At 72.7% G+C, this 25,299-nt stretch carries 18 protein-coding genes and 1 pseudogene; 11 read left to right on the top strand and 8 right to left on the bottom strand.

Features of this window, described 5'->3' with window-relative positions:
* Positions 1–3 precede the first annotated feature (3 nt).
* Both ABZ016_RS24305 and ABZ016_RS24300 read right to left on the bottom strand, forming a co-directional pair.
* Entirely contained in the window at positions 4–1,251 is a 1,248-nt protein-coding gene (locus ABZ016_RS24305) for a spermidine/putrescine ABC transporter substrate-binding protein (RefSeq protein WP_356918760.1), read from the bottom strand.
* A gap of 57 nt (positions 1,252–1,308) precedes the next feature.
* Positions 1,309–2,844 (bottom strand): gamma-aminobutyraldehyde dehydrogenase, encoded by a 1,536-nt coding sequence (locus tag ABZ016_RS24300; RefSeq protein ID WP_356918759.1) that lies wholly within the window; start codon positions 2,842–2,844, stop codon positions 1,309–1,311.
* Positions 2,845–3,042: 198 nt separating this feature from the next.
* Between ABZ016_RS24300 and ABZ016_RS24295 the strand changes: the two genes are divergently transcribed.
* Positions 3,043–3,612, top strand: coding sequence for an NADAR family protein (locus ABZ016_RS24295; RefSeq protein WP_356918758.1), 570 nt, complete (start codon positions 3,043–3,045; stop codon positions 3,610–3,612).
* A gap of 60 nt (positions 3,613–3,672) precedes the next feature.
* On the opposite strand, the gene ABZ016_RS24290 is transcribed toward ABZ016_RS24295, so the two are convergent.
* Together ABZ016_RS24290 and ABZ016_RS24285 are read right to left on the bottom strand one after the other, a co-directional pair.
* A complete protein-coding gene (locus ABZ016_RS24290; protein ID WP_356918757.1) occupies positions 3,673–4,149 on the bottom strand; it encodes a DUF4190 domain-containing protein in 477 nt (158 codons plus the stop codon).
* A gap of 69 nt (positions 4,150–4,218) precedes the next feature.
* Positions 4,219–4,848: a DUF4190 domain-containing protein gene (locus ABZ016_RS24285; protein WP_356918756.1), complete on the bottom strand. Its 630-nt coding sequence runs from the start codon at positions 4,846–4,848 to the stop codon at positions 4,219–4,221.
* 102 nt (positions 4,849–4,950) lie between these two features.
* Here ABZ016_RS24285 and ABZ016_RS24280 point away from each other — a divergent pair.
* Together ABZ016_RS24280 and ABZ016_RS24275 are read left to right on the top strand one after the other, a co-directional pair.
* Positions 4,951–6,118: pseudogene (locus tag ABZ016_RS24280) on the top strand (adenosine deaminase).
* Positions 6,115–6,861, top strand: a complete 747-nt coding sequence (locus tag ABZ016_RS24275; protein ID WP_356918755.1) for a glycerophosphodiester phosphodiesterase — start codon at positions 6,115–6,117, stop codon at positions 6,859–6,861. The pseudogene ABZ016_RS24280 and the gene ABZ016_RS24275 overlap by 4 nt, the downstream one beginning before the upstream one ends.
* Here the strand turns inward: ABZ016_RS24275 and ABZ016_RS24270 are convergent.
* Both ABZ016_RS24270 and ABZ016_RS24265 read right to left on the bottom strand, forming a co-directional pair.
* Entirely contained in the window at positions 6,806–8,452 is a 1,647-nt protein-coding gene (locus ABZ016_RS24270) for a sigma-70 family RNA polymerase sigma factor (protein ID WP_356918754.1), read from the bottom strand. The two genes, ABZ016_RS24275 and ABZ016_RS24270, sit on opposite strands and share 56 nt — an antisense overlap.
* 125 nt (positions 8,453–8,577) lie before the next feature.
* A complete protein-coding gene (locus tag ABZ016_RS24265; protein ID WP_356918753.1) occupies positions 8,578–11,430 on the bottom strand; it encodes an AAA family ATPase in 2,853 nt (950 codons plus the stop codon).
* 336 nt (positions 11,431–11,766) lie between these two features.
* Between ABZ016_RS24265 and ABZ016_RS24260 the strand changes: the two genes are divergently transcribed.
* The 3 genes from ABZ016_RS24260 to ABZ016_RS24250 all read left to right on the top strand — a co-directional run bounded on the left by ABZ016_RS24260 (position 11,767) and on the right by ABZ016_RS24250 (position 15,437).
* Entirely contained in the window at positions 11,767–12,435 is a 669-nt protein-coding gene (locus tag ABZ016_RS24260) for a response regulator transcription factor (protein ID WP_356918752.1), read from the top strand.
* 162 nt (positions 12,436–12,597) lie between these two features.
* Positions 12,598–13,281: a DUF4255 domain-containing protein gene (locus ABZ016_RS24255; protein WP_356918751.1), complete on the top strand. Its 684-nt coding sequence runs from the start codon at positions 12,598–12,600 to the stop codon at positions 13,279–13,281.
* A 170-nt stretch (positions 13,282–13,451) separates the two neighbouring features.
* Positions 13,452–15,437, top strand: coding sequence for an ATP-binding protein (locus ABZ016_RS24250; protein WP_356918750.1), 1,986 nt, complete (start codon positions 13,452–13,454; stop codon positions 15,435–15,437).
* A gap of 31 nt (positions 15,438–15,468) precedes the next feature.
* Here ABZ016_RS24250 and ABZ016_RS24245 read toward each other — a convergent pair whose 3' ends face one another.
* The gene (locus ABZ016_RS24245; protein ID WP_356918749.1) at positions 15,469–16,890 is read right to left on the bottom strand and encodes an RICIN domain-containing protein; all 1,422 of its coding nucleotides are present in this window, start codon (positions 16,888–16,890) and stop codon (positions 15,469–15,471) included.
* A gap of 4 nt (positions 16,891–16,894) precedes the next feature.
* Positions 16,895–18,316 carry a hydrolase gene (locus ABZ016_RS24240; protein ID WP_356918748.1) on the bottom strand — a complete coding sequence of 474 codons (1,422 nt, stop codon included), beginning with the start codon at positions 18,314–18,316 and terminating at the stop codon, positions 16,895–16,897.
* A 293-nt stretch (positions 18,317–18,609) separates the two neighbouring features.
* Here ABZ016_RS24240 and ABZ016_RS24235 point away from each other — a divergent pair, with 293 nt between their 5' ends.
* From ABZ016_RS24235 to ABZ016_RS24215, 5 genes are all read left to right on the top strand, one after another.
* Positions 18,610–20,199: a phage tail sheath subtilisin-like domain-containing protein gene (locus ABZ016_RS24235; RefSeq protein WP_356918747.1), complete on the top strand. Its 1,590-nt coding sequence runs from the start codon at positions 18,610–18,612 to the stop codon at positions 20,197–20,199.
* Between the two features lie 72 nt (positions 20,200–20,271).
* Positions 20,272–20,715 carry a phage tail protein gene (locus tag ABZ016_RS24230; RefSeq protein ID WP_003993305.1) on the top strand — a complete coding sequence of 148 codons (444 nt, stop codon included), beginning with the start codon at positions 20,272–20,274 and terminating at the stop codon, positions 20,713–20,715.
* On the top strand, positions 20,715–21,242 hold the full coding sequence (locus ABZ016_RS24225) for a hypothetical protein (RefSeq protein ID WP_356918746.1): 528 nt from the start codon (positions 20,715–20,717) through the stop codon (positions 21,240–21,242). The genes ABZ016_RS24230 and ABZ016_RS24225 overlap by 1 nt, the downstream gene beginning before the upstream one ends.
* A complete protein-coding gene (locus ABZ016_RS24220; RefSeq protein ID WP_356918745.1) occupies positions 21,239–21,397 on the top strand; it encodes a DUF6760 family protein in 159 nt (52 codons plus the stop codon). Before ABZ016_RS24225 ends, ABZ016_RS24220 begins: the two co-directional genes overlap by 4 nt.
* 3,458 nt (positions 21,398–24,855) lie before the next feature.
* Positions 24,856–25,278, top strand: coding sequence for a phage tail protein (locus ABZ016_RS24215; protein WP_356918744.1), 423 nt, complete (start codon positions 24,856–24,858; stop codon positions 25,276–25,278).
* Positions 25,279–25,299 lie beyond the last annotated feature (21 nt).

Genomic DNA, 25,299 nt, shown 5'->3' with positions numbered 1-25,299 from the left:
AGGTCACGCCCCCGTCAGCTTCGCGAACTTCGCTTCGAACTCGGTCTCTTCCTTCGAGCTCAGCGAGCGGAAGGCGTGCGACTTGGCGGCCATGGCCTTGTCGGGAATGATCAGCGGGTTGTTCGCGGCGTCCTTGTCGATCTTCTCCAGCTCGGGCTTCACGCCGTCGACGGGACACACGTAGTTGATGTACGCGGCCAGTTCGGCGGCCGGCTTCGGCTCGTAGTAGAAGTCGATGACCCGCTCGGCGTTCGTCTTGTGCCGGGCCTTGTTGGGGATCAGCAGGTTGTCGGTCGACGTGACGTAGCCGCTGTCCGGGATGAGGAAGTCGATGTCGGGGCTGTCGGCCTTGAGCTGGACGACGTCACCGGCCCAGGCGACGCAGGCCGCGAAGTCGCCGCTGGTGAGGTCCGAGGTGTAGTCGTTGCCGGTGAAGCGGCGGATCTGGCCCTTGTCGACGGCCTTCTGCAGCCGGGCGATGGCCGCGTCGTAGTCGTCGGCGGTGAAGTCGGCCGGGTCCTTGCCCATGTCGAGCAGCGTCATGCCGATGCTGTCGCGCATCTCCGACAGGAAGCCGACCCGGCCTTTGAGCTTGGGATTGTCCAGCAGGTCGGAGACCGACTTCACCTCGACGCCGTCGAGGGCCTTCTTGTTGTACGCGATGACGGTGGAGATGCCCTGCCAGACGTAGGAGTAGGCGCGGCCCGGGTCCCAGTCGGGGCTGCGGAACTGGGCCGACAGGTTGGCGTAGGCGTGCGGCAGGTTGCTCGGGTCGAGCTTCTGCACCCAGCCGAGGCGGATGAGCCGTGCGGCCAGCCAGTCGGTGAGGACGATGAGGTCGCGGCCGGTGTCCTGGCCCGCGGCGAGCTGCGGCTTGATCTTGCCGAAGAACTCGTTGTTGTCGTTGATGTCCTCGGTGTACTTGACCTTGACGCCGGTGCGTTTCGTGAACTGCTCCAGCGTCGGGTGGTGCTTGCCGCTGTCGTCGACGTCCATGTACTCGGTCCAGTTGGAGAAGGCGACGGTCTTCTCCGCGGCCGAGTGGTCCTGCGCCGAGACGCCGCCCTGCGACCGGCCCGCCGCCGGGATGCCGCAGGCGCTCAGCGTGCCCAGTCCGCCGGCCGCGAGCGCCCCGCCCGCGGAGGCGCGCAGCAGGGACCGCCGGCTGAGGGCGGCCCTGCCGTTCCTGAGACTGCGCCGCATGGCGGCCACCTGGGCCGGGGAGAGGCGGTCGGGCTCGTACTGCTCCATGCGCGTGGTGCCCTTTCGGAGGGTGGACGGCCGTTGGTCAGGCGGCCTGCGTAACGGCTATCGGTCCCCGAACACGGTGCGGTGCCAGTCCTTCGCGGCCACCGCGGTGTTGTCGAACATGACGTGCTTGATCTGGGTGTACTCCTCGAACGAGTACGCTGACATGTCCTTGCCGTAGCCGGAGGACTTGTAGCCGCCGTGCGGCATCTCGCTGATGATCGGGATGTGGTCGTTGACCCACACGCAGCCCGCCTTGATCTCGCGGGTGGCGCGGTTCGCCCGGTACACGTCCCGGCTCCAGGCGGAGGCGGCGAGCCCGTACGGGGTGTCGTTGGCGAGCGCGATGCCCTCGTCGTCGGTGTCGAACGGCAGCACGACCAGGACCGGGCCGAAGATCTCGGACCGGACGACCTCGCTGTCCTGGGCGGCGTCGGCGATCAGGGTGGGCCGGTAGTAGGCGCCCTTGGCGAGCTCACCTTCCGGCGCCTCTCCACCGGTCACGACGCGCGCGTAGGCCCGCGCGCGGTCGACGAAGCCGGCGACCCGGTCGCGCTGGACGTGCGAGACGAGCGGGCCGAGGTCGGTGCCGGGGGCGAAGGGGTCGCCGAGCCGGACGGTCTCCATGAGGGCGGCGGTCCGGGCGACGAACTCCTCGTACAGCGGCCGCTGCACGTACGCGCGGGTGGCGGCCGTGCAGTCCTGCCCTGTGTTGATGAGCGCGCCGGCGACCGCGCCGTGGGCGGCGGCCTCCGGGTCGGCGTCGTCGAAGACCACGAAGGGTGCCTTGCCGCCGAGCTCCAGGTGGAGGCGTTTGACGGTGGCCGTGGCGATCTCCGCGACGCGCTTGCCGACGGCGGTGGAGCCGGTGAAGGAGGTCATGGCCACGTCGGGGTGGCCGACGAGGTGCTCACCGGCCTCCCGCCCGGTGCCGGTGACGATGTTGATCACGCCGTCCGGGATGCCGGCGTCCGTGGCCGCCTGGGCGAAGAGCAGGGAGGTCAGCGGGGTGAGCTCGGCGGGCTTGAGCACGATGGTGTTGCCCGCCGCGATCGCCGGGAGGACCTTCCAGGCGGCCATCTGCAGGGGGTAGTTCCAGGGCGCGATCGACCCGACGACTCCGATGGGCTCGCGCCGGACGTACGACGTGTGGTCGCCGGAGTACTCACCGGCCGACTGGCCCTGGAGATGCCGTGCGGCGCCCGCGAAGTAAGCCGTGTTGTCGATGGTCCCCGGGACGTCGAACTCGCGGCTCAGCTTCAGCGGCTTGCCGCACTGGAGCGACTCGGCGCGGGCGAAGTCCTCGGCCCGGTCGGCGAGGACCGCGGCGAACCGGTGCAGCGCGTCGGAACGCTCGCCGGGCGTGGTCGCCGCCCAGCCCGGGAAGGCGGCACGGGCGGCGGCGACGGCCCGGTCGACGTCGGCGGTGCCGGCCAGCTCATAGGTGAGGACCTCCTCGCCCGAGGCCGGGTCGACGACCGTGTGCGTGCGGCCGGAGGTGCCCCTGGTCGGACGGCCCGCGATGAACTGCGCGCCCTCCGCGAAGCGCTCCTCGGCCGGGAATCGGTCCGGGGTGGCGTTGCCCGGGTTGTGCATGTGGCTCTCCTCCGTGTCCCCGGTGGGGCCGGCGTGGCTCAGGCTCGATTTGAGTGCCGATCCTGACAGAGGTATGCCACTCCAACAAGGGATTCCGTTGTTGATTTTTGGTTACGCAACGGAATCTGTCGACCAGGTGTCGAGTCGGCCGGAGAAAGACAGGACGGTGTGTCAGTGGTGCGTGCCAGACTCGCCCGCATGCAGAAGATCACGGGGGCGGTCGGCTCCCGGGACGCCCTGATCGAGGCGGCCCGGGCCGGCGCGAAGATCAAGTATCTGTACTTCTGGGGACACCGGCCGCGACCGGACGGCCGGATCGGCCCGAGCTGTCTGAGCCAGTGGTGGCCCGCGCCGTTCACGGTGGACGGCGTGGCGTACGCGACGGCGGAGCACTGGATGATGGCGGGCAAGGCCCGGCTGTTCCAGGACGCCGACGCGGAGCGTGCCGTGCTGGCCGCCGGGCATCCCGCCGAGGCGAAGAAGGCCGGGCGGCTGGTACGCGGTTTCGACGAGGCGACATGGGAGCGGGAGCGGTTCCGGATCGTCGTGGAGGGCAGCCTCCACAAGTTCGGCGCGCATCCCGGGCTGCGCCGGTTCCTGCTGGATACCGGCGGAAGGGTCCTGGTGGAGGCGAGCCCCGTGGACCGTGTGTGGGGCATCGGGCTGGCCGCGGACGACGAGGCGGCGGCGGACCCGGAGCGGTGGCGGGGGCCGAACCTACTGGGGTTCGCGCTGATGGAGGCGCGAGAACGACTGCGCACGGCATGAGGCACCCGGGCATGGGTGCGGGGCCGGTCCGCGGACCGGCCCCGCACTCGGATGCCTCGTTCAGGAAGCCGCGCCGAGCCCGCCCATGATGCTGGCGAAGAGCAGGAAACCCAGCAGCGGCAGGATCACCGTGGCGATGATGCCGCAGACCAGGCCGGCGGTCGCCGCGCCCTTGTTGGTGGCCTCACCGCGGGTGGCCCTGCCGCGGCCGATGGCGCCGAAGATGATCGCGAGAATGCCCAGGATCACTCCGAAGAACCACATGATGAACGTCACGCTGCACACCACGCCGATGATGCCCAGCACCAGTCCCGTGGTGCCCATGCCGTTGCTCGGCTGTGCGGGCATCCCGTAGCCGGGCGCCTGCGGGTAGGCCGCGGGCGGCGCGGCCGGGTAGCCCGGGCTGCCCTGGGGGTAGCCGTAGCCCGGCGCGGCAGGGGGCTGCTGCGGGTAGCCGTAGCCGGGGGTGCCGGGCGGCTGCTGCGGGGGCTGGGACGGCGGGCCGAAACCACCGGGTGCGGGATTGGTGTTGGACATGGACGTTCTCCCCTCCGTTGTCAGACCAGGGCATCGTAGTGGCCAAGTCCGCAGTGGAGAGCGGGTGTTTCAGCGGTGGGACGGGGCGATGGCGACCGGGCCGTGGGCGCCGTAGGACGAGTCGCCGTCGTACTCGTCGCTGTTGATGGCGGCCGTGATGCCGACGGCGATCAGGACGATCACCGCGATACCGAGGATGATCCCGATGATGCCCATGATCAGACCCGCCTGGGCCTGGCCGTGGTTGGTGGCCACTCCGGCCTCGGCCCGCTTGCGGCCCTTGATGCCGAAGACCACGGCGAGGACGCCGGTGATCAGGGAGACCACGCCGTACAGGCAGAAGAGCGTGCACGAGACGATGCCGAGCACCATCGCCGCTATGCCCATGCCGTTCTGGGGGGCCGGGGGCATGCCGGGCCAGCCGTAGCCGCTCTGCGGGTAACCGGGGTAGCCGTAGCCTCCGGTGGCGGGGCCGGTGGGGGCTGCGGGCGGGGGCGGGACGGCGCCGGTGCCGGTACCGGACGAGTCGTACTGAGGCGTACCGGTGGGCGGGGTGAAGCCCGGCATCGACGTGACCGTGGGCTGGTCGTGCACCGACGGCGGCTGTGGCGTCCGGTTCTTGTCGAGCGAGGTCTTGTTCTCCGGAGGCGCCCACGGGTCGTGGCCGCCGCCACCGTCCGGCTGCGTGGCGTCCGTCATCGTGCATCCCCCCTGGGTTGATCGTGCCGCCATGCTACGGGGCGGTCAGGCAGGCTCCACAGTGCGGGTCCGTCGGGGCTGGTCGCGCGGTTCCCCGCGCCCCTGGGCTGTTGTCCGACGGCCTACGATGAACCCGAGTCACCCGATCAGCCGATCACCCGCGCCCGCCGCCTCGTGCCGGCCTGGGCGCCGTTCCGGGGAGGAACCCTTGACCGAGCACCTCGTCGATCCCCGCGCCTCGCGCGACCTCAAGGCGTTCGTCGCCGGACTGCCCAAGGCCGAGCTGCATGTGCACCACGTGGGCTCCGCGTCTCCCCGGATCGTCTCCGAGCTGGCCGCCCGGCACCCCGACTCCAAGGTTCCGACCGATCCCGCCGCCCTCGTCGACTACTTCACCTTCACCGACTTCGCCCACTTCATCGAGGTGTACCTGTCGGTCGTCGACCTGATCCGCACCCCGGAGGACGTCAGGCTGCTGACCTTCGAGGTGGCCCGGGACCTGGCGCGGCAGCAGGTGCGGTACGCCGAGCTGACCATCACCCCGTTCTCCTCCACCCGCCGCGGCATCGACGAGCGTGCCTTCATGGACGCGATCGAGGACGCCCGCAAGGCGGCCGAGGCCGAGTTCGGGACCGTGCTGCGCTGGTGCTTCGACATCCCCGGCGAGGCGGGCCTCGTGTCCGCGGAGGAGACGGTCCGGCTCGCCACCGACGACCGGCTGCGCCCTGAGGGGCTGGTCTCCTTCGGTCTCGGCGGGCCCGAGGCCGGTGTGCCGCGGCCGCAGTTCAAGCCGTACTTCGACCGGGCGATCGCGGCCGGGCTGCACTCCGTGCCGCACGCCGGTGAGACCACCGGCCCGGAGACGGTGTGGGACGCCCTGACCCATCTGCGGGCGGAGCGCATCGGTCACGGCACCAGCTCCGCGCAGGACCCGAAGCTCCTCGCGCACCTCGCCGAGCACCGGATCCCGCTGGAGGTCTGCCCGACCTCGAACATCGCCACGCGCGCGGTCGCCACGCTCGACGAGCACCCGATCAAGGAGTTCGTGAAGGCCGGGGTCATCGTCACGATCAACTCCGACGACCCGCCGATGTTCGGCACCGACCTCGACAACGAGTACGCGGTCGCCGCCCGGCTGCTCGGCCTCGACGAGCGGGGTCTGGCCGAGCTGGCGAAGAACGCCGTCGAGGCGTCCTTCCTGGACGAGGCGGGCAAGACCCGGATCAGGGACGAGATCGACGCCTACACCGTGCGGTGGCTCGACCGGTGACGCCCTCCCCCGAGCACCCCGGGCGCCCCGTGATCGCGGTGGCCCACCGGGGCGACCCCTACCGCGTCCGCGAGAACACCGTCGCCTCGCTGCGGTCCGCGCTCGCCCGGGGCGCGGACGCGGTGGAGATCGACGTACGGCTCACCCGGGACGGCGTGCCGGTACTGCTGCACGACGAGACGCTGAAGCGGCTCTGGGAGCACGAGCGGCCGGTGCGCGCGCTGTCCTGGGCGGAGGTGCGCGGGCTGACCGGCGGCGGGGTGCCGGCCCTGGCGGAGGCGCTGGCCGCGACCGGCGGCCACCGGGTGATGATCGACCTGCCCGGCTCGCCCGGCGCACGGGCGGTGCGCCGGGTCATGGACGTCGTACGGGAGGGCGGGGCGGCGGACCGCGTCTACTACTGCGCGGGCGCCGACGCGATGCTCGCCGTGCGGGCGGCGGATCCGGCCACCGAGATCGCCCTCACCTGGACGACCCTGGCCCCGCCCCGGCCCGTCCTGCTGAAGGCGATCCGGCCGCGCTGGCTCAACTACCGTTTCCCGCTGGTGGACCGGCCCCTCGCCGAGCGCGTGCACCGCGAGGGCTACCTGCTGTCCGTGTGGACCCCGGACACCCGCCGCTCCATGCGGCGGCTCCTGGACGCGGGAGTGGACTCGATCACGACCAACCGCGTCGACGTGCTGTGCGCTACACGCGCGAACGCTGGGGCACCGTCGCCGGATCGGCCGGGGTCGACCGCGTGACGTACTGCGGCACCGGCGCGCTGTCCGTGCCGGTGTCGCGGACCAGGCCGTAGCGGACGGCGCCCTGGGCGGGGCCCTCGTTGATGTCCTCGTCCACGGTCTGCCGGTCCGAGGGGAAGACGGTCAGGCCGTAGTCGCAGCCCCGTTCGTTCTGGGTGAGGGTGACGGTGCCGTCGAGGTAGAAGTACTCGTTCTGCCACATCTGCTGGGTGCCGGGCGGCAGCACGGCGTAGCCGATGTCCGGTCCGCCCATGCCGGTCGCGTAGCCGTTCGGGGCGCCGGGCAGCGGGTCGTCCATGCGGCGCCAGCCGCCGGACGCCACGTGGAACAGCTTGCCCTTCAGGCCGGTCCAGGACGGCATGACCAGGGCGCCGGGCCGGGACTTCGGCGAGATCTGCCAGCGGACCAGGACGTAGCCCCGGCCGGTGAGGGTGACGCTGTCGCCGCGGTGCTGCATGACCGCCTTGGGTCCGCCGGTGCTGGTGACGCCCGTCTCGGGGCGGCGGGGCAGGGCGGCGGGCCGGGTGTCCGGGTCGGGGGCGCGGTCCACGGCGTCGACGACCGTGCCGTACACATCGGCCTTCTTCGACGGTGGCGGGGTGGGACCGGGCTTGGGCTTGGGCGTGGGCCGGGCGGAGGGGGAGGGCGGTCCGGTGGTGGCCGCGGCCGTGGGCGTGGCCTCGGCCCGGGGCGGCGGGGTGTCGGGAGGCTGGGTGACGACGTAGGCGCCGCCCGCGACGATCGTCGCGCCCGCCGTCATCGCGACGGCCGGTTTGGTGAGCGCGCCCAGCAGTTTGGCGGACCACCCGGCGGAGCCGGCGGCCACGGCGGTCTTGCCGCCGAAGGCGAGCGACAGCGTGAACCCCGCGGGCAGCGGGACCAGCGCGATGCCGACCAGGAGGCGTTCCGCCGGTACGACCGACTCGCGGGGGTCGCCGCAGTAGCCGCAGCCCCGGATGTGCCGGGCCAGCCGCTTGCGCCACACCGAGTCGGGCCGGCCGTTCCAGCGGCCGGTCAGCTCGCGCAGGTCGGGGCAGGCGCCGTCCAGGGCCCGGACGATGCCGCGCGAGGTCTCGAGGCGCTCCTTCATCCGCTGGACGCGCACGGCGGCGTGCTGCCGGGTGATGCCCACGGCGGCGGCCAGCTCGCGCCTGGTCAGCTCTCCCGCGACCTCCAGCCACCACAGCGACAGCAGTTGCCGGTCGTCGTCGTCGAGCCACCGCACCGCCTCGGCGACCTCACGCCGCTGCCCCTCCAAGTGGAGCCGCAGCACGGTCAGTTCGGCGAAGTCGGCGGCCGGTGCCTCCTCCAGGTGGTCCGGGGTCCGGCGCCGGGCCCGGTCGCGGATCTGCCGCATGGCGATCGCCACCAGCCAGGACCGGAAGCTGTCCGGGTCGCGCAGCGAGCCGAGGTTGCCGACCGCGCGCAGCATGGTCTCCTGGACGACGTCGTCGACGTCGGCGTGGCCGTTCAGGGCCCGGCCCACGATGTTGTAGACCAGCGGCAGCCAGCCCGCGACCAGCTCGTCCAGCGCCTGCCGGTCGCCGGACTGCGCCGCCGTAATGGTGGCGCGCCAGTGCTGACTGTCCACGGGGGCCTCTCGACGCCTGGGGTCACTGATGTTCCGCACGCACCCTCTCAGCCGCTCCCGGGGTCCTCGCCATGTCGGGGATCACACGGTGGAGACGGCGTGAAGGAGTGGGGATAACACTTTTTTCACATCCCGTGCAGCGCCCGCCCCAGCTCGCCCCGCCGCCGTATGCCCAACTTCTTGTAGGTGCTGGTCAGATGGGTCTCCACGGTGCGCCGGGCGAGGTGCAGCAGGCCGGCGATCTCGGCGTTCGTACGGCCGTCGGCCGCCAGTTGCGCGATGCGCAGCTCGCTGCCGGTGAGGGCGCCGGAGCCGGTGCGGGCATCGGCGGCGCGGCGGGCTCCGCCCTCGCGCAGTGCCTCCTCGGCGAGCGTCCGCAGCCGCAGCGCGCCCAGGCGTTCGGCCCGTTCGGCGGCCGTCCGCAGGCGGTCCCGGGCCCGGGCGCGGTCCCCGGCGGCGGTCAGCTGCCGGCCCTGGGCGAGGAGCGCGGCGACCAGTTCTCCCTCCGTGGCGGGTGGCGCGTCCTCGAGGATGCGTACGGCCTCCTCGGCCAGCTCCAGTCCCCGGCGGCCGCCCGTGACCGTGCCGAGGACCCTCAGGGCGCGGCCCACGATGCGGGGCGTACCCCAGGCGCGCGCCAGCCGCAGCTCCTCCTCGGCCAGTACGAGCGCCTCCTGCGGACTGCCGAGGGCCAGGCGGCACTCGGCGGCGGCGGAACGCCAGGGCGTGACGACCGGGCTGACCACGGCGCGGGCGGTCTGGCGGCGGCCGCACTCCAGGAAGTCGTGCAGCGCCCCGGCCGGGTCACCCGCGGCGGCGCGCTGCACGCCCCGTGCGTAGAGGAACCGGTTCAGCTCCCAGTTGTCGGGCGCCTCGCGCAGGTCGAAGCCGTCCGCGAGCCGCCGGGCCTCGGCGGTACGGCCGGTCTCCACGAGCGCGAGCAGCGTGGTGGCGTGGACGTTGGAGGGGCCGTTCGCGGAGGTGGGGGGCTCGGCCGGGAGCAGCGCGTACTCGCCGCGCGCGGCGGCGATGTCGGCCCGGGTGTTGAGCAGCGCCGCGTGCATCGGGTGCAGCAGGTCGGGGCGCTGGCCGGCCAGGCCGCGGTCCACGAGGCGGTCGGCCTCGTCGAGCTCGTCGGCCCACTGGGCGACCGCGGCCGCCGTTCCCAGCAGGAAGGGCTCGGTGAGCGGGTGGGCCGGCTCGGCGAGCAGCGCGCGCACCTGCCGCATCGCGTCGTCCGCCGAGGTCAGTGCGGCGGTGGCCGCGTACCGCACGAGCAGGGCCCGGGTGGCCGGTCCGACGAGTTCCGGTGACCGCTCGGCGGTGTCGGACAGCCGGCGGTACACGTCCTGGCGGACGGTCTGGTCCTGGTCGGAGAGCAGCGCGGACGCGGTCTGGAGGGCGGCGCCCAGGTCGGGATGCCCGGTGAGCTGGCCGTCCACCGTGCGCAGGACCTCCACGGCGGCACGAGCCCGGCCGCGTCCGGCCAGCGCGGTGCCCAGCGCCACGGCGGCGCGCACCCGGTCCTGCGGTGTGCCGGGCAGGGTCAGCGCCTCGGTGAGCCGGGGGATCCCGGCCGAGCTTTCCTGACCCGCGCACTCCAGGGAGCCCAGTTCGGTCAGGAGGCGCTGCCGGTGGTCGTCGGGCAGCGGCTCGTCCAGGGCTCTGCGCAGGAAGGCGACGGCGTCGTCAAAACGGTCGTCGCGCAGGGCGAGCGAGGCGGCGTCCCGCAGCACCGCCGGTGCCCAGGTGCCGCCCGCCGGGCCGGACAGCAGCAGCTGCCGTGCCACAGCCCCGGTGGGGGCGCCCCGGTGCAGCATCGCCTCGGCCGCCGTCCGGTGCACCGCGCGCCGCCGGGCGTCGGGGACACCGGCGAGTACGGCGTCCCGCAGCAGCGGATGAGCGTAGCGGGGGTGGCCGTCGGGGCCGGGGCGCAGCAGGCCGAGCCCGGTCATCGCGGTGAGCCAGCCCGCGACCCGGGCCGGGTCGGCACCGGCGAGTTCGGCCAGCAGGCCGGCCGGTTCCACCGCCGTCCGGTCCCCTCCCTCCTCGAGTGCGGCGAGCACGCGTGCCACTTCCGCCGTGGCGGGTCCGGCACTGTCCAGCCACCACCGCACGGCGGCAGCGTACGAACCGGGGTAGAGGGCGGCGGACGTCTCGGGCACTGCGGGGTATGGGCCGCCGGCCGTGGTGCGGCTGGAGGGGCCCCCGCCCTCGGCGGGGGAGACATCGGGAGCACCGGCCGCGAACGCCCCGGACGCGCTCAGGTCGTCGAGGAGGGACCGCAGCAGCAGCGGGCTGCCCGCGCCGGCCCGGACGCAGCTCTCGACCCACGCGGCCGGGGCGCCGGGATGCTCCGCGCGGACCAGGCCGGTCGCCGAGCCGGCGGTCAGCGGGGCGAGCGTGTAGGTGTCGACGAGGGCGGGCGAAAGGGTGTGTGCGAAGCCCGGAGCGGGCGGGTCGATGTCGTACTGGCTGCGTTCGGTGACGGCCAGCAGGACGGGCACGGGTAATCGGTCCACGTGTCGGGCGGCCTCGACCAGCCAGCGGTAGGAGGGGCCGTCGGCGAGGTGGACGTCGTCCACGGCGAGCAGCAACGGGGACTCTCCGCCGTACGTGTGCAGGGCCCGCCACAGCGGGGCGGCCTGCTCCCGTTCGTCTCCCGCCGGGTCGGGCTCCTCCAAGTCCGGCAGGACGCAGAGCAGTCGGCGTACCGCGGCGAAGGGCTCGGCGGACCGGCCCGGCGCGCAGCGCGAGCGCAGCACGCGCATGCCCTGGGCGGCGGCGTCCTCCGCCGCGGCCTCCAGGACGCTGGTCCTGCCGGTGCCGGTGGCTCCGCGTACCAGCACCAGGCCGCCCGTACCGGAGCGGGCCCGGGCGATCCCGGCGGCCAGGAGGTCGGCGGCCGGCCGGTGTGCGCCGGGCCGGGCGTGCTGTCGCCGCCGGGACTCCGGGTGCTCGCGCTGCGGTTCGGGCATCCTGCCTCCTTGGTCGGACGTGGTGTGTACTCGCGTTCGAGGACGGCCGGTGCGGGGAACGGGTGCCGTGACAAGTGCCACGGCGGCGGAATCCGGCCCCGGGGGAACCGAACGGGCCGTCATCCCTCGTGCCTCGTCGGGTCGTACGTGGTCAGGTGGAGGGACGGTCGCGTGGCCGGCGCGAAGCCGGTCTCGTGGTCCGCGTGAAGCCGATCTCGTGGTGCCGCTCGTGGTGATCCACGATTGCGCCGCGCTCTGGCGTCCCAGAAGGGTGGAGAGTGCACATCCGCCACCGGCACCACCGGGGTGGCGCGTAAGCGGACATAGGGGAAACGGTTGCTCAGCTCATCGCGGACCACTCGCCCCGGCACGGCCGACGCCTCGGCCCGGATACCCGTGGCCGTGCACGCCGCGGACCCGATCTCCCGCGAGGGGGCGGTCAGCCAGTTGCGCCGCTTCCCGGAGATCGACCTGCGGGAGGAGAGCGCGTCCGGTCCCGGCACGGTGGCCCTGCTCATCGACGACGTGCTCGACGACACGGCGCTGACCCGGCTGCGCCGACTGGTGCGCAGCGAGGGCGCGCGGGCGGTGCTCGTCGTGGGGGCGCTGCGGGAGACCGAACTGCTCGACGTCATCGAGTGCGGGGTCGGTGCCATCGTGTGGCGGCGGGAGGCCACCGCGACCCGTCTGGTGCAGGCCGTGCTCGCGGCCGCCCGCGGCGACGGCGACCTGCCCGCCGATCTGCTCGGCCGGCTCATCAACCAGGTGGGCACCCTGCACCGGGGCACGGCCGGCCGGCCCGGCGCCCCGGCCTCGGGGATGACACCGCGTGAACTGGACGTGCTGCGACTGGTGGCCGAGGGACTCGACACCGGTGAGATCGCCAGCAAGCTGTCCTACTCCGAACGCACCGTCAAGAACGTGATGCACGGGCTGACCACCCGGCTGCACCTGCGCAACCGGGCCCATGCCGTGGCCCATGCCCTGCGGGAAGGCTACATCTGACCGAACGGGCAGCCGAATTCGCCCCTGTGGGCAGCGCTTTCTGCCCTGCCGCCGTCCCTGGCGCCCCTGCGGGCGCGGACGGGGGAAAAGGCACGATCGGTCAGGGCGGGGCGGCGCGCGGGGACGAGTACGGCACGGCAGGGCGGAAGCGGGAGCACAGCGGTGATCCACGAAGTGGACGAGGTCCTCAAGGGCCTGCTCAGCGGTGGAGCGCTGGCCGGATCCGGGATCGACGTCGCCCTGGACGCCCCCACCCGTGACTGGGCCGCCCGCCGCAACTCGCCGACGATCAACGCCTATCTGTACGACATCCGCGAGGACATCAACCGCCGCCAGCGGGGCCGGGTCCCGGTGCACGACGAGCGGGACATCGTCGTCAAACGCCGTCAGCCGCCGCGCTGGTTCCGGCTGTCGTACCTGGTGACGGCGTGGACGAAACAGCCCCAGGACGAACACCGCCTGCTGTCCGCCGTGCTGGCCACACTCATCCCGCGGGAGCTGCTGCCGCCCTCGGAACTGCCCCCCTCACTGGGCGGGTTGGGCCTGACGATCCCGGTGTCGGTGGCCGGCATCCAGACGGAGTCGCGCTCCCTCGCGGAGATCTGGTCCGCGCTCGGCGGCGAGTTGAAGCCCTCCCTGGACCTCGTGATCACGGCGCCGTTCCCGGCCTATCCCGAGTACGACGTCGGGCCGCCCGTCACCGAGGGCGCGGTGGTACGCACGCGTGCCCTGGACGGCACACCACCCGGCACGGAGGAACGCGCCCACCGCCCCCGGCAGGTGGCGGCGGCGAAGGAGGCCCGGCGGGCCGCACTGCGCGCACGAGGACGGAACACGGCGACATGACCATGCGAAGCCCGGGATCCGAAACAACCTCCGCGTCGCCCCCTTGCCCGGACCGATCGGCGGCGACCGGCCCAGGCCCGGAACGCCCCCGCCCGGAAGGACTGGACCCGGTCGGCCCCGGCACGGAGGCTCCCGACCCGGAAAACCCTCGCCCGGAGAGCCCCGGCCCGTTGGGCCGGCCCTCCCCCGTCGACGCCCTCCTCACCCGCCTCTCCGAACTGCGCCACCGCGTCTCCCTCCTGGTCGAGCACCGCGCCGCCGACGATCCCACCGCCGGTGACCCGCTGCGCGGTCTGTACCTTTCGGAGGAGGCCGTACGGCATCTGCTGCGGCCGGCCGAGCCGTTGCCGCTCGGGTGTCCCGGGCCCGGGGGCCCACCCGGTGATCGTCTGGCGGACCTGTCCGCGCGGCTCGGTCTGACCGCGCTGGACAGCGCGCTGCTCCTGACCGCCCTCGCCCCCGACCTGGACCGGGGTTTCGAGCCGCTGTACGGCTACCTCAATGACGACGTCAGCAGGCGCCGGGCCACCGTCGCCCTCGCCCTCGACCTGTGCGGCCTGTCCGTCCACCTGGCCGGGGCCCGAGCCCGGCTGCACCCCACGGCCCCGCTGGCCGCCCTCGGGCTGCTCACCGTGGAGGAACCCGAACGCCCCTTCCTCAGCCGCTCGTTGCGCGTGCCCGACCGGCTCGTCGCGCATCTGCTCGGCGACGACACCCCCGACGCGGCACTCGCCGGGCACCTGCATCCGCTGCCCGCACCACCGCCGGACACCCCGGGCGAGGACGACACCGAGTTCACCCGCTTCGTCCACCGGCTGGCCGGCCGGCTCACCTCCGGCCCGCCGGTCACCGCGTACCTCCGGGAGCGCCGCGACGGCGACGGACTGCCCTGCGTCACGGCGGCGCTGCACGCCTCGGGTGTCTCCGCCGTGCGTTTCTCCGGCCCCGAGGACCGCGTCCCGGAGCTGTTGCGTGAGGCCCGGTTGTGCGGCCACGCCGTCGTCGTCACCGGACTGCCGGAGCAACCGGCGGCGCTGTTCCGGCAGTTGGCCGAGGCGGCCGATGTGCCGGTGCTGGTCACCGGGACGGGCCCTTACGACCCCCAGTGGTGCGACGGCGACCCGCTCGTCCTGGACGCTCCCCCACGGCGTGCGGGCGCGGTGCGTGCCTGGGCGGCCGCCCTCGGCGGGGAGCCGGACTTCGATCTGGCGGTCACCGTCGCCCCGTACCGCCTCGCCGGTGACCACATCGCCCGTGCCGTCCGCGCGGCCCAGGGTCTCGCCGCGTTCGAGGGCGCCCCGCTGTCCCCCGCCCATCTGCGGATCGCCGCCCGCCGGCAGTCCGCCTCGGGCCTGGAGCAGCACGCCCGCCGGATCCGTCCCGCCGTCGACTGGCGGGACCTGGTCCTGCCCGAGGGGCCCCTGTCCCAGCTGCGGGAACTCGCCCTGCGCGCCCGCCATCGTGACCGGGTCCTCGGCGACTGGCGGCTCAGCGCGGGCGGCGGCCGGGGAAGAGGTGTCCTCGGCCTGTTCGCGGGCGAGTCCGGCACCGGCAAGACGCTCTCGGCGGAGGTGGTCGCGGCCGACCTCGGTCTCGACCTCTACGTGGTCCAGCTGTCCTCGGTGGTCGACAAGTACGTCGGTGAGACCGAGAAGAACCTCGAACGCATCTTCACCGAGGCCGACCGCACCGATGCCGTGCTGCTCTTCGACGAGGCCGACGCCGTCTTCGGCAAGCGGTCCGAAGTGAAGGACGCGCACGACCGGTACGCCAACCTGGAGAGCGCCTATCTGCTCCAGCGGCTGGAGTCCTTCGACGGCATCGCGCTGCTCACCACCAACCTGCGCGCCAACATCGACGAGGCGTTCACCCGGCGGCTGGACCTGGTGGTCGACTTCCCCTTCCCGGACGCGGAGCAGCGCCTCGCCCTGTGGCGGCACAGCCTGTCGCACGTGCCCAGCGTGGACGGCGTCGAACTGGGTCCGGTGGTCCGGGACTTCGAGCTGGCGGGCGGTTCGATCCGGAGCGCCGTGGTGACGGCCGCCTATCTGGCCTCCGGGCGGGAAGAGCCGGTCACGGCGGCCGACCTGCTGGAGGGCGCCCGCCGCGAGTACCGCAAGGCCGGCCGCCTGGTGCCGGGGGAAGGCACCTGGTAGCGGCCGGCCTTGCGGGGTCAGGGCCGGCCCGTCATCCTTCCGACGGGCGGACGATGTTCCACTCCTGGTCGTCCGTGTTGGAGCAGTCGAAGAGTGTCAGGTTGGTGTCGTTGACGCCGGTGCTGTAGCCGGCCACGTCCAGGCACTTGTTGTTGCTCGCGAAGTTGCGGATCCAGTAGGCGCCGCTCTCCTGCTTGTCGACCCACCACAGCTGGTTGTCGTCGGTCGAGCCGTCGCAGGTGAACTCCTGGATCGGGGACCGCACCGGAGCCGCGCCCTCGCCCGGCAGGTCCACGCACAGCTGGTCCTTGACGTTGCGGATCACGAAGAGCGCGCTGCCGCCCGGCCCCGTCTCCGGGAACTTCACGTCGAGGTCCCACAGCTGGTTGTCCTGCGGTGTCTCGTTGCAGGTGAACTGGCGTACGGGACCCTCGGCCTGGCCCTTCTCGTAGCCCGGGACGTCCACGCACCGCTTGGTGGTGGTGTTGCGCAGCACGACGTTCGACGCCGGCACCACGGGCTTCGGGGGCTTCTTGGCCGGGGGCGGCGGGGCCCCGCCCCCTCCCCCTCCGCCAGCGCCACCGTCGCCGTCCTCCGGCTCCTGCGGGGTCGGAGACGGCGGTGGGGGCGCGGAGGTCAGGGCCGGGGTGGGACTCGGGGACGGGGCGAGGGTGCTGCCTGCCTCGACGGCCGCCGAGGGGTTGGCCTTGGTGCCCACGGCGGGCTTGTAGGCGATCCACAGCATCACGAACGTGAGCGTCAGCGCGAACAGGATCCCGAAGAACGTCGCCAGCCAGCGGGGCAGGAACCCCCGCTGCACGAACGTCCCCTCCACGGGCAGGGCCTGGACGCCGGAGCGCTGCACGGCGAGGGTGTAGGGCCGTTGCTCCTTGGAACCGAACCAGATGATGTTCTTCGGCTTGAGCGTGGTCTTCACGAACGCGGCCCGGCCCGGCTCGATCTGCACATTGGCCGGATGCAGGTCATAGGACAGCTCATCAGCGTTGTCACTGCCACTGAGCGAAGCGGTCAGCTTGGTGTTGCCCAAGTTGTCCACCGCCAGCCGCGGCCGGCCCCGGAACCGGCCCTTCACCGTCGGCGGCACCAGCTCCGCCCGCACCTCCGTGAACGGAGTGATCGTCAGATTCCCCTCAGGAACCGTCGTCGCCTCCGGATGCTCCGTCGGCGTGATCCGCACCGCATACGGGTTCGGCCCCGCCGTCGCATCCGGAGAACGCGGCGGCGCGAACGTCAGCTCCACCGTCCCGGTCGTACCCGGATACAAGCGCAGCGAAGACGGCTCCACCGTCGTCCACGGCGCCACAGGCCCCACCGGCTCGAAACGGTACTCGTCCACGACGTCACCGGTATTGCGCAACCGCAACCGCACCGTCGTACTGCTGCCCGGGTCCACCGTCGCGGAGGCGGGCTCCAGAGAAGTCCAGAGAGTCATGTCCTCATACCGTCAGCTTGATGGCTTCGAGCCAGAGCGAGTTGTCGAAGGTCCCGGCGGTGTTGAGGTCGGGGCGGGCCTTGTTGCAGACCTGGCGGCTCCAGTCACGGTCGCGGACCTTGGCCTCGTTGCAGGCCTGACCGGAACCGACGTTGTAGACGAAGTTCAACAGGTGAGGCGAGTCCCTCTTCGTACCGCCGATGTAGTTGTCCTTGCCGTCCGCGACGATGGCCGTCCAGCTCGGCGGCCACTTGCCCTGGCCGTTGGACGACTGCGGGTCGTGCACCATGGCGGTTCCGGCGGATCCCTGAACGCCGTACACCGCCACGTTGAGCGCCTTGATCGGCTTGTTCTGCCCGACCGTGCCGCTGACGGTGCCGTCGCACACCGGCTTCTGCCAGCCCTCGCCCCGGACGAAGACGCGGTAGCAGATGTGCCGCCCGCCGGGGTCACCCGCGGCCAGGCGGTTCACCGCGGTCGCCGCCGTGTCCGCCTTGGGCTTGGCCGTCACCGTGGGGGCGGCGCCCCCACCCCCACCTCCCGAGCCGCCCGAACCGCCCGAACCGGTGTCGGGGGACGGCGGTGCCGCGGTCTCCGTAGGAGCCGGTGGCAGAACCGGTGAGGGTGTCGGCGAGGCACTCGGGGCGATGGTGGCACCGGCGGCCAGCGTCCGCTCGGCTTCGCTGGTGACGGCGGGCTTGTAGGCGATCCACAGCATCGCGAACGTGATCGCCAGGCCGAGGAAGAGACCGAAGAACGTGGCGAGCCAGCGGGGCAGGAACCCGCGCTGGACGAACGTCCCTTCCACGGCGATCGGGGAGACGCCCGAGCGCAGCACGTCCAGCGTGTAGGGCCGTTGCTCCTTGGAGCCGAACCAGATGATGTTCTTCGGCTTGAGCGTGGTCTTCACGAACGCGGCCCGGCCCGGCTCGATCTGCACATTCGCCGGATGCAGGTCATAGGACAGCTCATCGCCGTTGTCACTGCCACTGAGCGAAGCGGTCAGCTTGGTGTTGCCCAAGTTGTCCACCGCCAGCCGCGGCCGGCCCCGGAACCGCCCCTTCACCGTCGGCGGCACCAGCTCCGCCCGCACCTCCGTGAACGGAGTGATCGTCAGATTCCCCTCAGGAACCGTCGTCGCCTCCGGATGCTCCGTCGGCGTGATCCGCACCGCATACGGGTTCGGCCCCGCCGTCGCATCCGGAGAACGCGGCGGCGCGAACGTCAGCTCCACCGTCCCGGTCGTACCCGGATACAAGCGCAGCGAAGACGGCTCCACCGTCGTCCACGGCGCCACAGGCCCCACCGGCTCGAAACGGTACTCGTCCACGACGTCACCGGTGTTGCGCAACCGCAACCGCACCGTCGTACTGCTGCCGGGGTCGACGGTCGCGGAGGCCGGTTCCAGGGAAGTCCACAAGCTCACCGTCGTGACGCTAGCCGGGTGCCGGCGGTGCGTCAGGAAGCGTGAGGGCACGATGGGCTGACCGAAAGGACCATGCCGCGGGGCCGTGAGGTCCCCGTGGAGCTGTGTCCCGGTCACCGTCAGGGCGGACCGGGCACGGGAGCCGGCGTTCCTGAGGGCGCGCACGCACCCTGTTCCTGCCCTCGCGGGCAACCGGATTGCCCCCACTCCGGCACCGGAGGCCGTTTCCCGGGCGATCCGACGCGCGCGAGGGTCGGAGCTGTTCGTGTCTCGTACCCCGAGGAGAGCAGAGCATGCCGTCCTACCTGTCGCCCGGCGTCTACGTCGAGGAGGTGGCCAGCGGCTCGCGCCCGATCGAGGGGGTGGGGACCTCGGTGGCGGCCTTCGTGGGGCTCGCGCCGACCGGACCGCTGAACGAGCCGACCCTGGTGACCAACTGGACGCAGTACGTCGCGGCGTTCGGTGAGTTCACCGACGGGTACTACCTCGCGCACTCCGTCTACGGCTTCTTCAACAACGGCGGTTCCGCCGCGTACGTCGTCCGGGTGGGCGGCTCCGCCGAGGGCGCGTCCGCCGACGCCGACCAGGGCCCCGCGGCCGTCACCGGCCGGTCCGGCTCGGCCCCGGCCGAGCTGACCGCGGGCGAGCCGAAGCAGCTGGGCACCTTCACCGTCACCGCCATCGCCCAGGGCGACCTGAGCGTCGAGGTCGCCGACCCGGAGGGCGAGGGTCCCGCCGAGCGGTTCAAGCTGGTCGTCAAGGACGGCGGCAAGGCCGCCGAGACGTTCGACGTGACGGCCAAGAAGGGCGGCCGCAACTACGTCGTCACGCAGGTGAAGGAGCGTTCCAAGCTCATCACCGTCACCGAGGCCGCGCCGGCCGCGCAGCTGGTCCGCCCGGACAACCAGACGGTGGCACTGGCGGCCCCCGCGCCCGCGCCGGCCGCTCCTGTCGAGAGGCCCGACACCTCGCACCCCGGCCCGGCCCAGTACCTCGGCGACTCGGCCGACCGCACCGGCTTCGGCGGCCTGGAGGCCGTGGACGAGATCTCCATGGTGGCCGTCCCCGACCTGATGGCCGCCTACCAGCGCGGCGCGATCGACCTGGAGGCCGTCAAGGCCGTCCAGCTCGGGCTGATCGCGCACTGCGAGCTGATGGGCGACCGGGTCGCCGTGATCGACCCGCCGCCGGGCCTGAACGCCCGCCAGATCCGCGTCTGGCGCCAGGAGACGGCCGGCTACGACTCCAAGTACGCCGCCCTGTACTACCCCTGGATCAAGACCTTCGACCCGGCCAGCGGCCAGTCCCGGCTCGTGCCGCCGAGCGGCCACGTCGCCGGCATCTGGGCGCGCAGCGACTCCGAGCGCGGGGTGCACAAGGCGCCCGCCAACGAGGTCGTGCGCGGCGCCGTCGACCTGGAGATCCAGATCACCCGCGGCGAGCAGGACCTGCTCAACCCCATCGGCGTCAACTGCATCCGCGCCTTCCCCGGCCGCGGCATCCGCGTGTGGGGCGCCCGCACCCTCTCCTCCGACCCGGCCTGGCGCTACCTCAACATCCGCCGGTACTTCAACTACCTGGAGGAGTCGATCCTCATCGGCACGCAGTGGGTGGTGTTCGAGCCGAACGACCACAACCTGTGGGCCCGGATCCGCCGCAACATCTCGGCGTTCCTGGTCAACGAGTGGCGCAGCGGCGCGCTCTTCGGCCAGCGGCCCGAGGAGGCCTACTACGTCAAGTGCGACGAGGAGACCAACCCGCCCGAGTCGGTCGACGTCGGCCGGGTCATCTGCGAGATCGGCATCGCCCCGGTGAAGCCCGCCGAGTTCGTGATCTTCCGGCTGGCCCAGTTCTCCAGCGGCAGCGGCGAGCTGGAGGAGTAACCCGCCCGTCCGCCTCCACCCTCGTACGCCCCTGACACCCTCCTCCACCTCCTTCACAAGGACAGCGAACGCATGAGTCTCCAGCCGGGTGACGCCCTCACCTCACACAACTTCGGCCTGCAGATCGACGGTGTGATGGTCGAGTACCTCGCCGAGGTCAGCGGCCTCACCCTCGAACAGGACGTCATCACGTACCAGCAGAACTCCGCGCAGGGCAGGCCCGAGGTGTCCCTGCTGCCGGGCGTGCAGAAGAACGGGCAGTGCACCGTGGTGCGCGGTATGACCCAGTCGGCGTCGTTCACGCAGTGGATCAACGATTCCATCGCCGGGCGGATGGCGACGGCCCGCAAGAACGCCTCGATCATCATGATGGACTTCGAGGACAACCCGGTGAAGCGGTACAACCTGCGCAACGCCTGGTGCAGCAAGATCGACACGAGCACGGTGAAGGCCGGGGAGGCGGCCGCCCTGACGGAGACCGTGACCATCGTGTTCGAAGAACTGGTCATCGAGTAATGCGGCGTACGGCTGCGAGGGCGGGCGGGGTCGCGCCCGAGGCGCGGGCGGCGGCACCGGCGGAGGCCCCGGCGGGAACGGAGCCCGGGCCGGGCCCGGTCCCGGCCGTGGACTCCCCCGCCCCCGCCGCGCAGGCTCCGCCTCCTCAACGGGACCACCTGCGCACCGAGTTCCCCTTCCAGCTGCCGCGCGGCTACGTCGACGAGTCCGGCACCGTCCACCGCGACGGGGTGATGCGCCTGTCGACGGCGAGGGACGAACTGGTTCCGCTGAGGGACGTCCGCGTGCAGGAGAACCCGGCGTACCTGTCGGTGGTCCTGCTCGGCCGGGTGATCACCCGGCTGGGCACGCTGTCCATGGTCCACGACGGGATCGTGGAGAACATGTTCGCCTCGGACCTGGCGTTCCTCCAGGACTTCTACCGCCAGATCAACGCGGAGGGCCACACCCGGGCGGCCGTGGAGTGCCCGCACTGCTCCGAGCCGTTCGAGGTGGAACTCGGCGGGAGCCGCCTGGGGGAATCGTGACGTACGCGACCGACCGGCTGCACGAGGAGATCGCGTACGTCGCCTACCACTTCCACTGGAGCATGGACGACATCCTGAACCTGGAACACCATGACCGCCGCCGTTTCACCGAGCAGATCGCGTCCTTGGTGACGCGGTCCGGGGCGGAGGGCTGAGAAGTGGGGTTCTTCGAGCGGGTTCGGGGGCGCGGGCGGAAGACCGGCGCGGGTCCTGTTCCGGAGCCGCCGTCCGCTGTCGGGGACGGGGGTTCCGTTCCGGAGGCGCCGTCTGCTGATGGGGGCGGCGGCTCCGGCACGGAGGCTCGTCCGGTGGTTGCCGCCTCTTGGCCGAAACTGCCGCCGATTCAGCGCGCCCTGGCTCCGGAGCGGCGGGCCGGGGTCGCGGATGCCGGGTTCGGCGGGCGGCTGCCCACGTGGCAGGACCCGTCGTTCACCGGTACGGAATCCCTCACGCTCCTGGACGGCCGGTCGAGCGCCGTACTCGGCGACGTCCCGCGCCCGACGACGGCCCGTCCGGTGTCCGGCCTCGAACGCCACGCGGGTGCGTTGCCCGTGGCCGGGCAGGAGCCGGTGCCGGAGCGGGCCCCGGCCGTGCCACTGCGGGCGCTTCCGCCCAGGGGGCCGGGAGCGGCTGCTGCTCCGGAGGCAGCAGAGGCTGCGGAGGCTCCGGGTGGTGGACGGGCTCCGGGCAGGGGTCCGGCGGGAGCCGGCCGGCGGGGCACCGGGAGCGGACCCGTCGTGCAACGGATGCCGAGTGGCGGCGGCCGCGCGGTGTCGCCGGGCGCGTCGTCGCGAGTGACTGGTGCACCCGGGGCTGCTGGTGCCCGAGGAGCTGCGGCCGGGCGTTCGGCGGCAGGTGGCCAGCCGTCCGCCGGGAGCCGGCCCGTCGTGCAACGGAGGCCGAGTGGTGGCGGCCGCGCGGTGTCGCCGGGCGCGTCGTCACGGGTGTCGCCGCCGCGTGCCATGCCTTCGCGGGCGACTGCCAGTTCTGGAAATCCTGGCGCGGGGAGCGGGCCTGTCGTGCAGCCCATGACCAGGGGCGGACAGACAGCCTCGCCACCGGCGTCGCCCAGCATGCCTGCGTCGGCGACTGGTACCCCTGCCGCTGAGAAGGCCCCCAGCAAACAGGCGACGCCTCACGATTACCGAAGCGCGGGGAACGGACCCGTCGTTCGGCCCATAGCCAAGGCTGAGCAGACAGCCTCACCACCGCCATCAACCACCATGCCTACGCCCGCGACTGGAACCCCTGCCGCTAAGACGGCCCCCAGCAAACAGGCGACGCCTCACGATTACCGAAGCGCGGGGAACGGACCCGTCGTTCGGCCCATGGCCAAGGCTGAGCAGACAGCCTCACTCCCACCGTCATCCACCATGCCTGCGCCCGCGACTGGAACCCCTGTCGCTGAGAAGGCCCCCAGCGAGCAGGCGACGCCTCGTGATCGCCGAGGCGCGGGGAACGGGCCCGTGGTGCAGCGCGTGCCCAGGGTCGGCAGCCGGACGCCATCACCGGGTGCGTCGTCACGGGTGTCGCCGGACGCGGGCGATGGCGTGAGGCCCGTGGCCTCGGAGGGCAGGGCGGCCGGCTCGGCAGCAGGTGCGGGGTCCGTACCGGCTGGGTCCGGCACGCCGTCGTCCATGCCCGCGAGTCCGGGCCGGCAGACGGGCACGGGCGATTCGAGCCCGGCGGGCCCCGCGGGTGGGTCAGGGCGCTCGGCCGATTCTGCGGGACCTGTGAGAGGGCCGGGGCGTCCGGCCGTTCCAGCGGCTCCCGTGGATGAGCCCTCGCGTCCGGCCGCCGCAACACCTCCCGAGCACAAGCCCCTTCGTCCGGCGGTCGCAACACCTCCCGAACACAAGCCCCTGCGCCCCGCGGGTCCCGCAGCTCCCCTGCGCGAGCCTTCGCGCCCGGCCGTCCCCGCGCCCCCGGCCGGTGAGCCGGTGCGCTCAGCCGTACCTGTCGCCCCCTCGACAGCACGAGGAACCACCCCGGCGGCCCCCGTACCTGCGAAGCCTCTGCCCCAACCGGGGTCCCTGACGAAGGTGCGGACCGCTACCGGGACTCCGGCGGTACAGCGCCAGGCCGTGCCGAGCCAGGCCCGTACTGCGGCCAGGCCGATCCGCCCCGCGCAGACCACCGCCGACCCGGCAGGCCGGTCATCCACGACAACGAGCAGCGCCCCAGCGCGAGTTCCTACGGCTCAAGCCACCGAACCTCACGCGGCTGCCCCGAACACCACCCCAGTACAGGCCCCCGCCGCCACCGACAACGGCCCCCGTCCCACGCCACGGGCCACAACAGCCGAGCCCAGCACACCTACGACCGACACCGCCAAAACCCGGAAAACCCAGCGGGACAACGGAAGCACCCCGGTGCAACGGGCTCCTCTCCCTCCTGCCCACAACGCAACGGCACCCAAAACCGACCACCGCAGGGCCGTCACCACGGCACCCCGCCCCAACCCCGGGCCCGAGCCCCAGAGCACCGACCCGGTATCCGGCGCCCTCCCCGTACAGCGGTCGGCCACCGACCAGCGCACACCGAGTCGTCGCGCAGTACCGCCCGCTGCCGCGAGCCCGACGTCATCAGCCGTCCAGTCCCCGGCTCCGGCCGACGCACCCCCACAACCACCCTCCGCCACGACCACACCCGCAACCTCATACAACAACAGCCGGACGAGCACCCCGTCGACCCCGCCCGGCAGTGCACGGCCTGCAACCGCCTCCGCAAACGCACCGAGCCCCACCGTCCAACGGCACCCGTCCCACGCCGCACGCCCCCAACACCCCACCGCCACCGACGGCGCCCCGACACCCAGCACCACCCCCCGCCCACCCCGCCCGGGCCTCGGAGCCCCGCTCCCCACCGAGCCCACACCCACGCCCAAGCCGATACCCAAGCCCACGCCCACGCACCCGGACGCGGCCCCCGGCACACCCCGCACCACTCCGCCCACCACACCCACCACCCGCCACCTCCCCATCGGCGCCCCACTCACCCAACCGATCCAACCCGCGACACCCGAAAGCGCTCCCCTCCCGGTCGCACCCCTCACTCCACCCCGGCCCCACCAGCCGACCTCGACTTCGACGCCCACCGTTCAACGTTTCGGCCGCAAGTCGAAGACCTCGTCCAACTCGACCAAAACCCCAGGCAGGTCGGTCACCTCGGCCACCGGCGCCCTCGCCGCGGCCGCAGCCGCCACCGTCGCCTCCACCCTCACCCGCCACACCGCACCCCCGGCACAACCGCCCGCGCCCGCACTCACCCCCTCGCCACCACCCCCCTACTCCCCCACGGCCCCCTCACCCCCGACGTCGGCCTCAGCCCAACCCCCACCACCGGCGTACACCCCACCCGCTCCCCCGGCCGGCCCTCCCCCACCCGCCTACCAGGCAGTCCCCACCGGCGCGTTCGACCCCCGCGAACTCACCGACTTCCAGCTCGACGAGCTCGTCCACCGCCTCATAGGCCGCATCACCCGCCTCATCCGCACGGAACTGCGCCAGGACCGCGAACGCATCGGCAGACTCCGCGACCCCCGCCACTGACCGAACCGCCACCGACCGAACCCGCCCCGGAACACCCACCCGGCACCGAAGAAAGGCCCCCGATGTCCCGCCAGGATCCGGGATCCACCATCTGGTTCACCCTCAGCATCGACGGCGAGAGCCTCGGCTTCTTCAACGGATGCGAAGGGCTGTCCTCGCAGGTGGAGATCGAGCAGCGCCAGGAGGGCGGCAACAACGGCTTCGTCTGGCAGCTGCCGACCCGCGTGTCGTTCTCGACGATCCGGCTGACCCGCCCGCTCACGCCGGACACCACGAAGGTGGCCAAGTGGATCTCGTCCCTGCAGACCGGGATCAAGCGGCCCACCGCCCAGATCACGGCGCTGCGCGCGGACGGGTCGGAGGTCGCGCGGTGGGGGCTCATCGACGTGCTGCCCGTCAGCTGGACCGGCCCCACCCTCGACCCGGCGAACCCGGCCGTGGCGACCGAGGTGCTGGAGATCACCCACCACGGGTTCACGGACTGACGGCCTGAACGGACTGACGGA

The sequence above is a fragment of the Streptomyces sp. NPDC006372 genome (genome assembly GCF_040612515.1).
Taxonomy (GTDB): Bacteria; Actinomycetota; Actinomycetes; order Streptomycetales; family Streptomycetaceae; genus Streptomyces.
The sequence above is the reverse complement of the archived record's forward strand: the minus strand, read 5'-3'. Positions and strand labels throughout refer to the sequence as shown.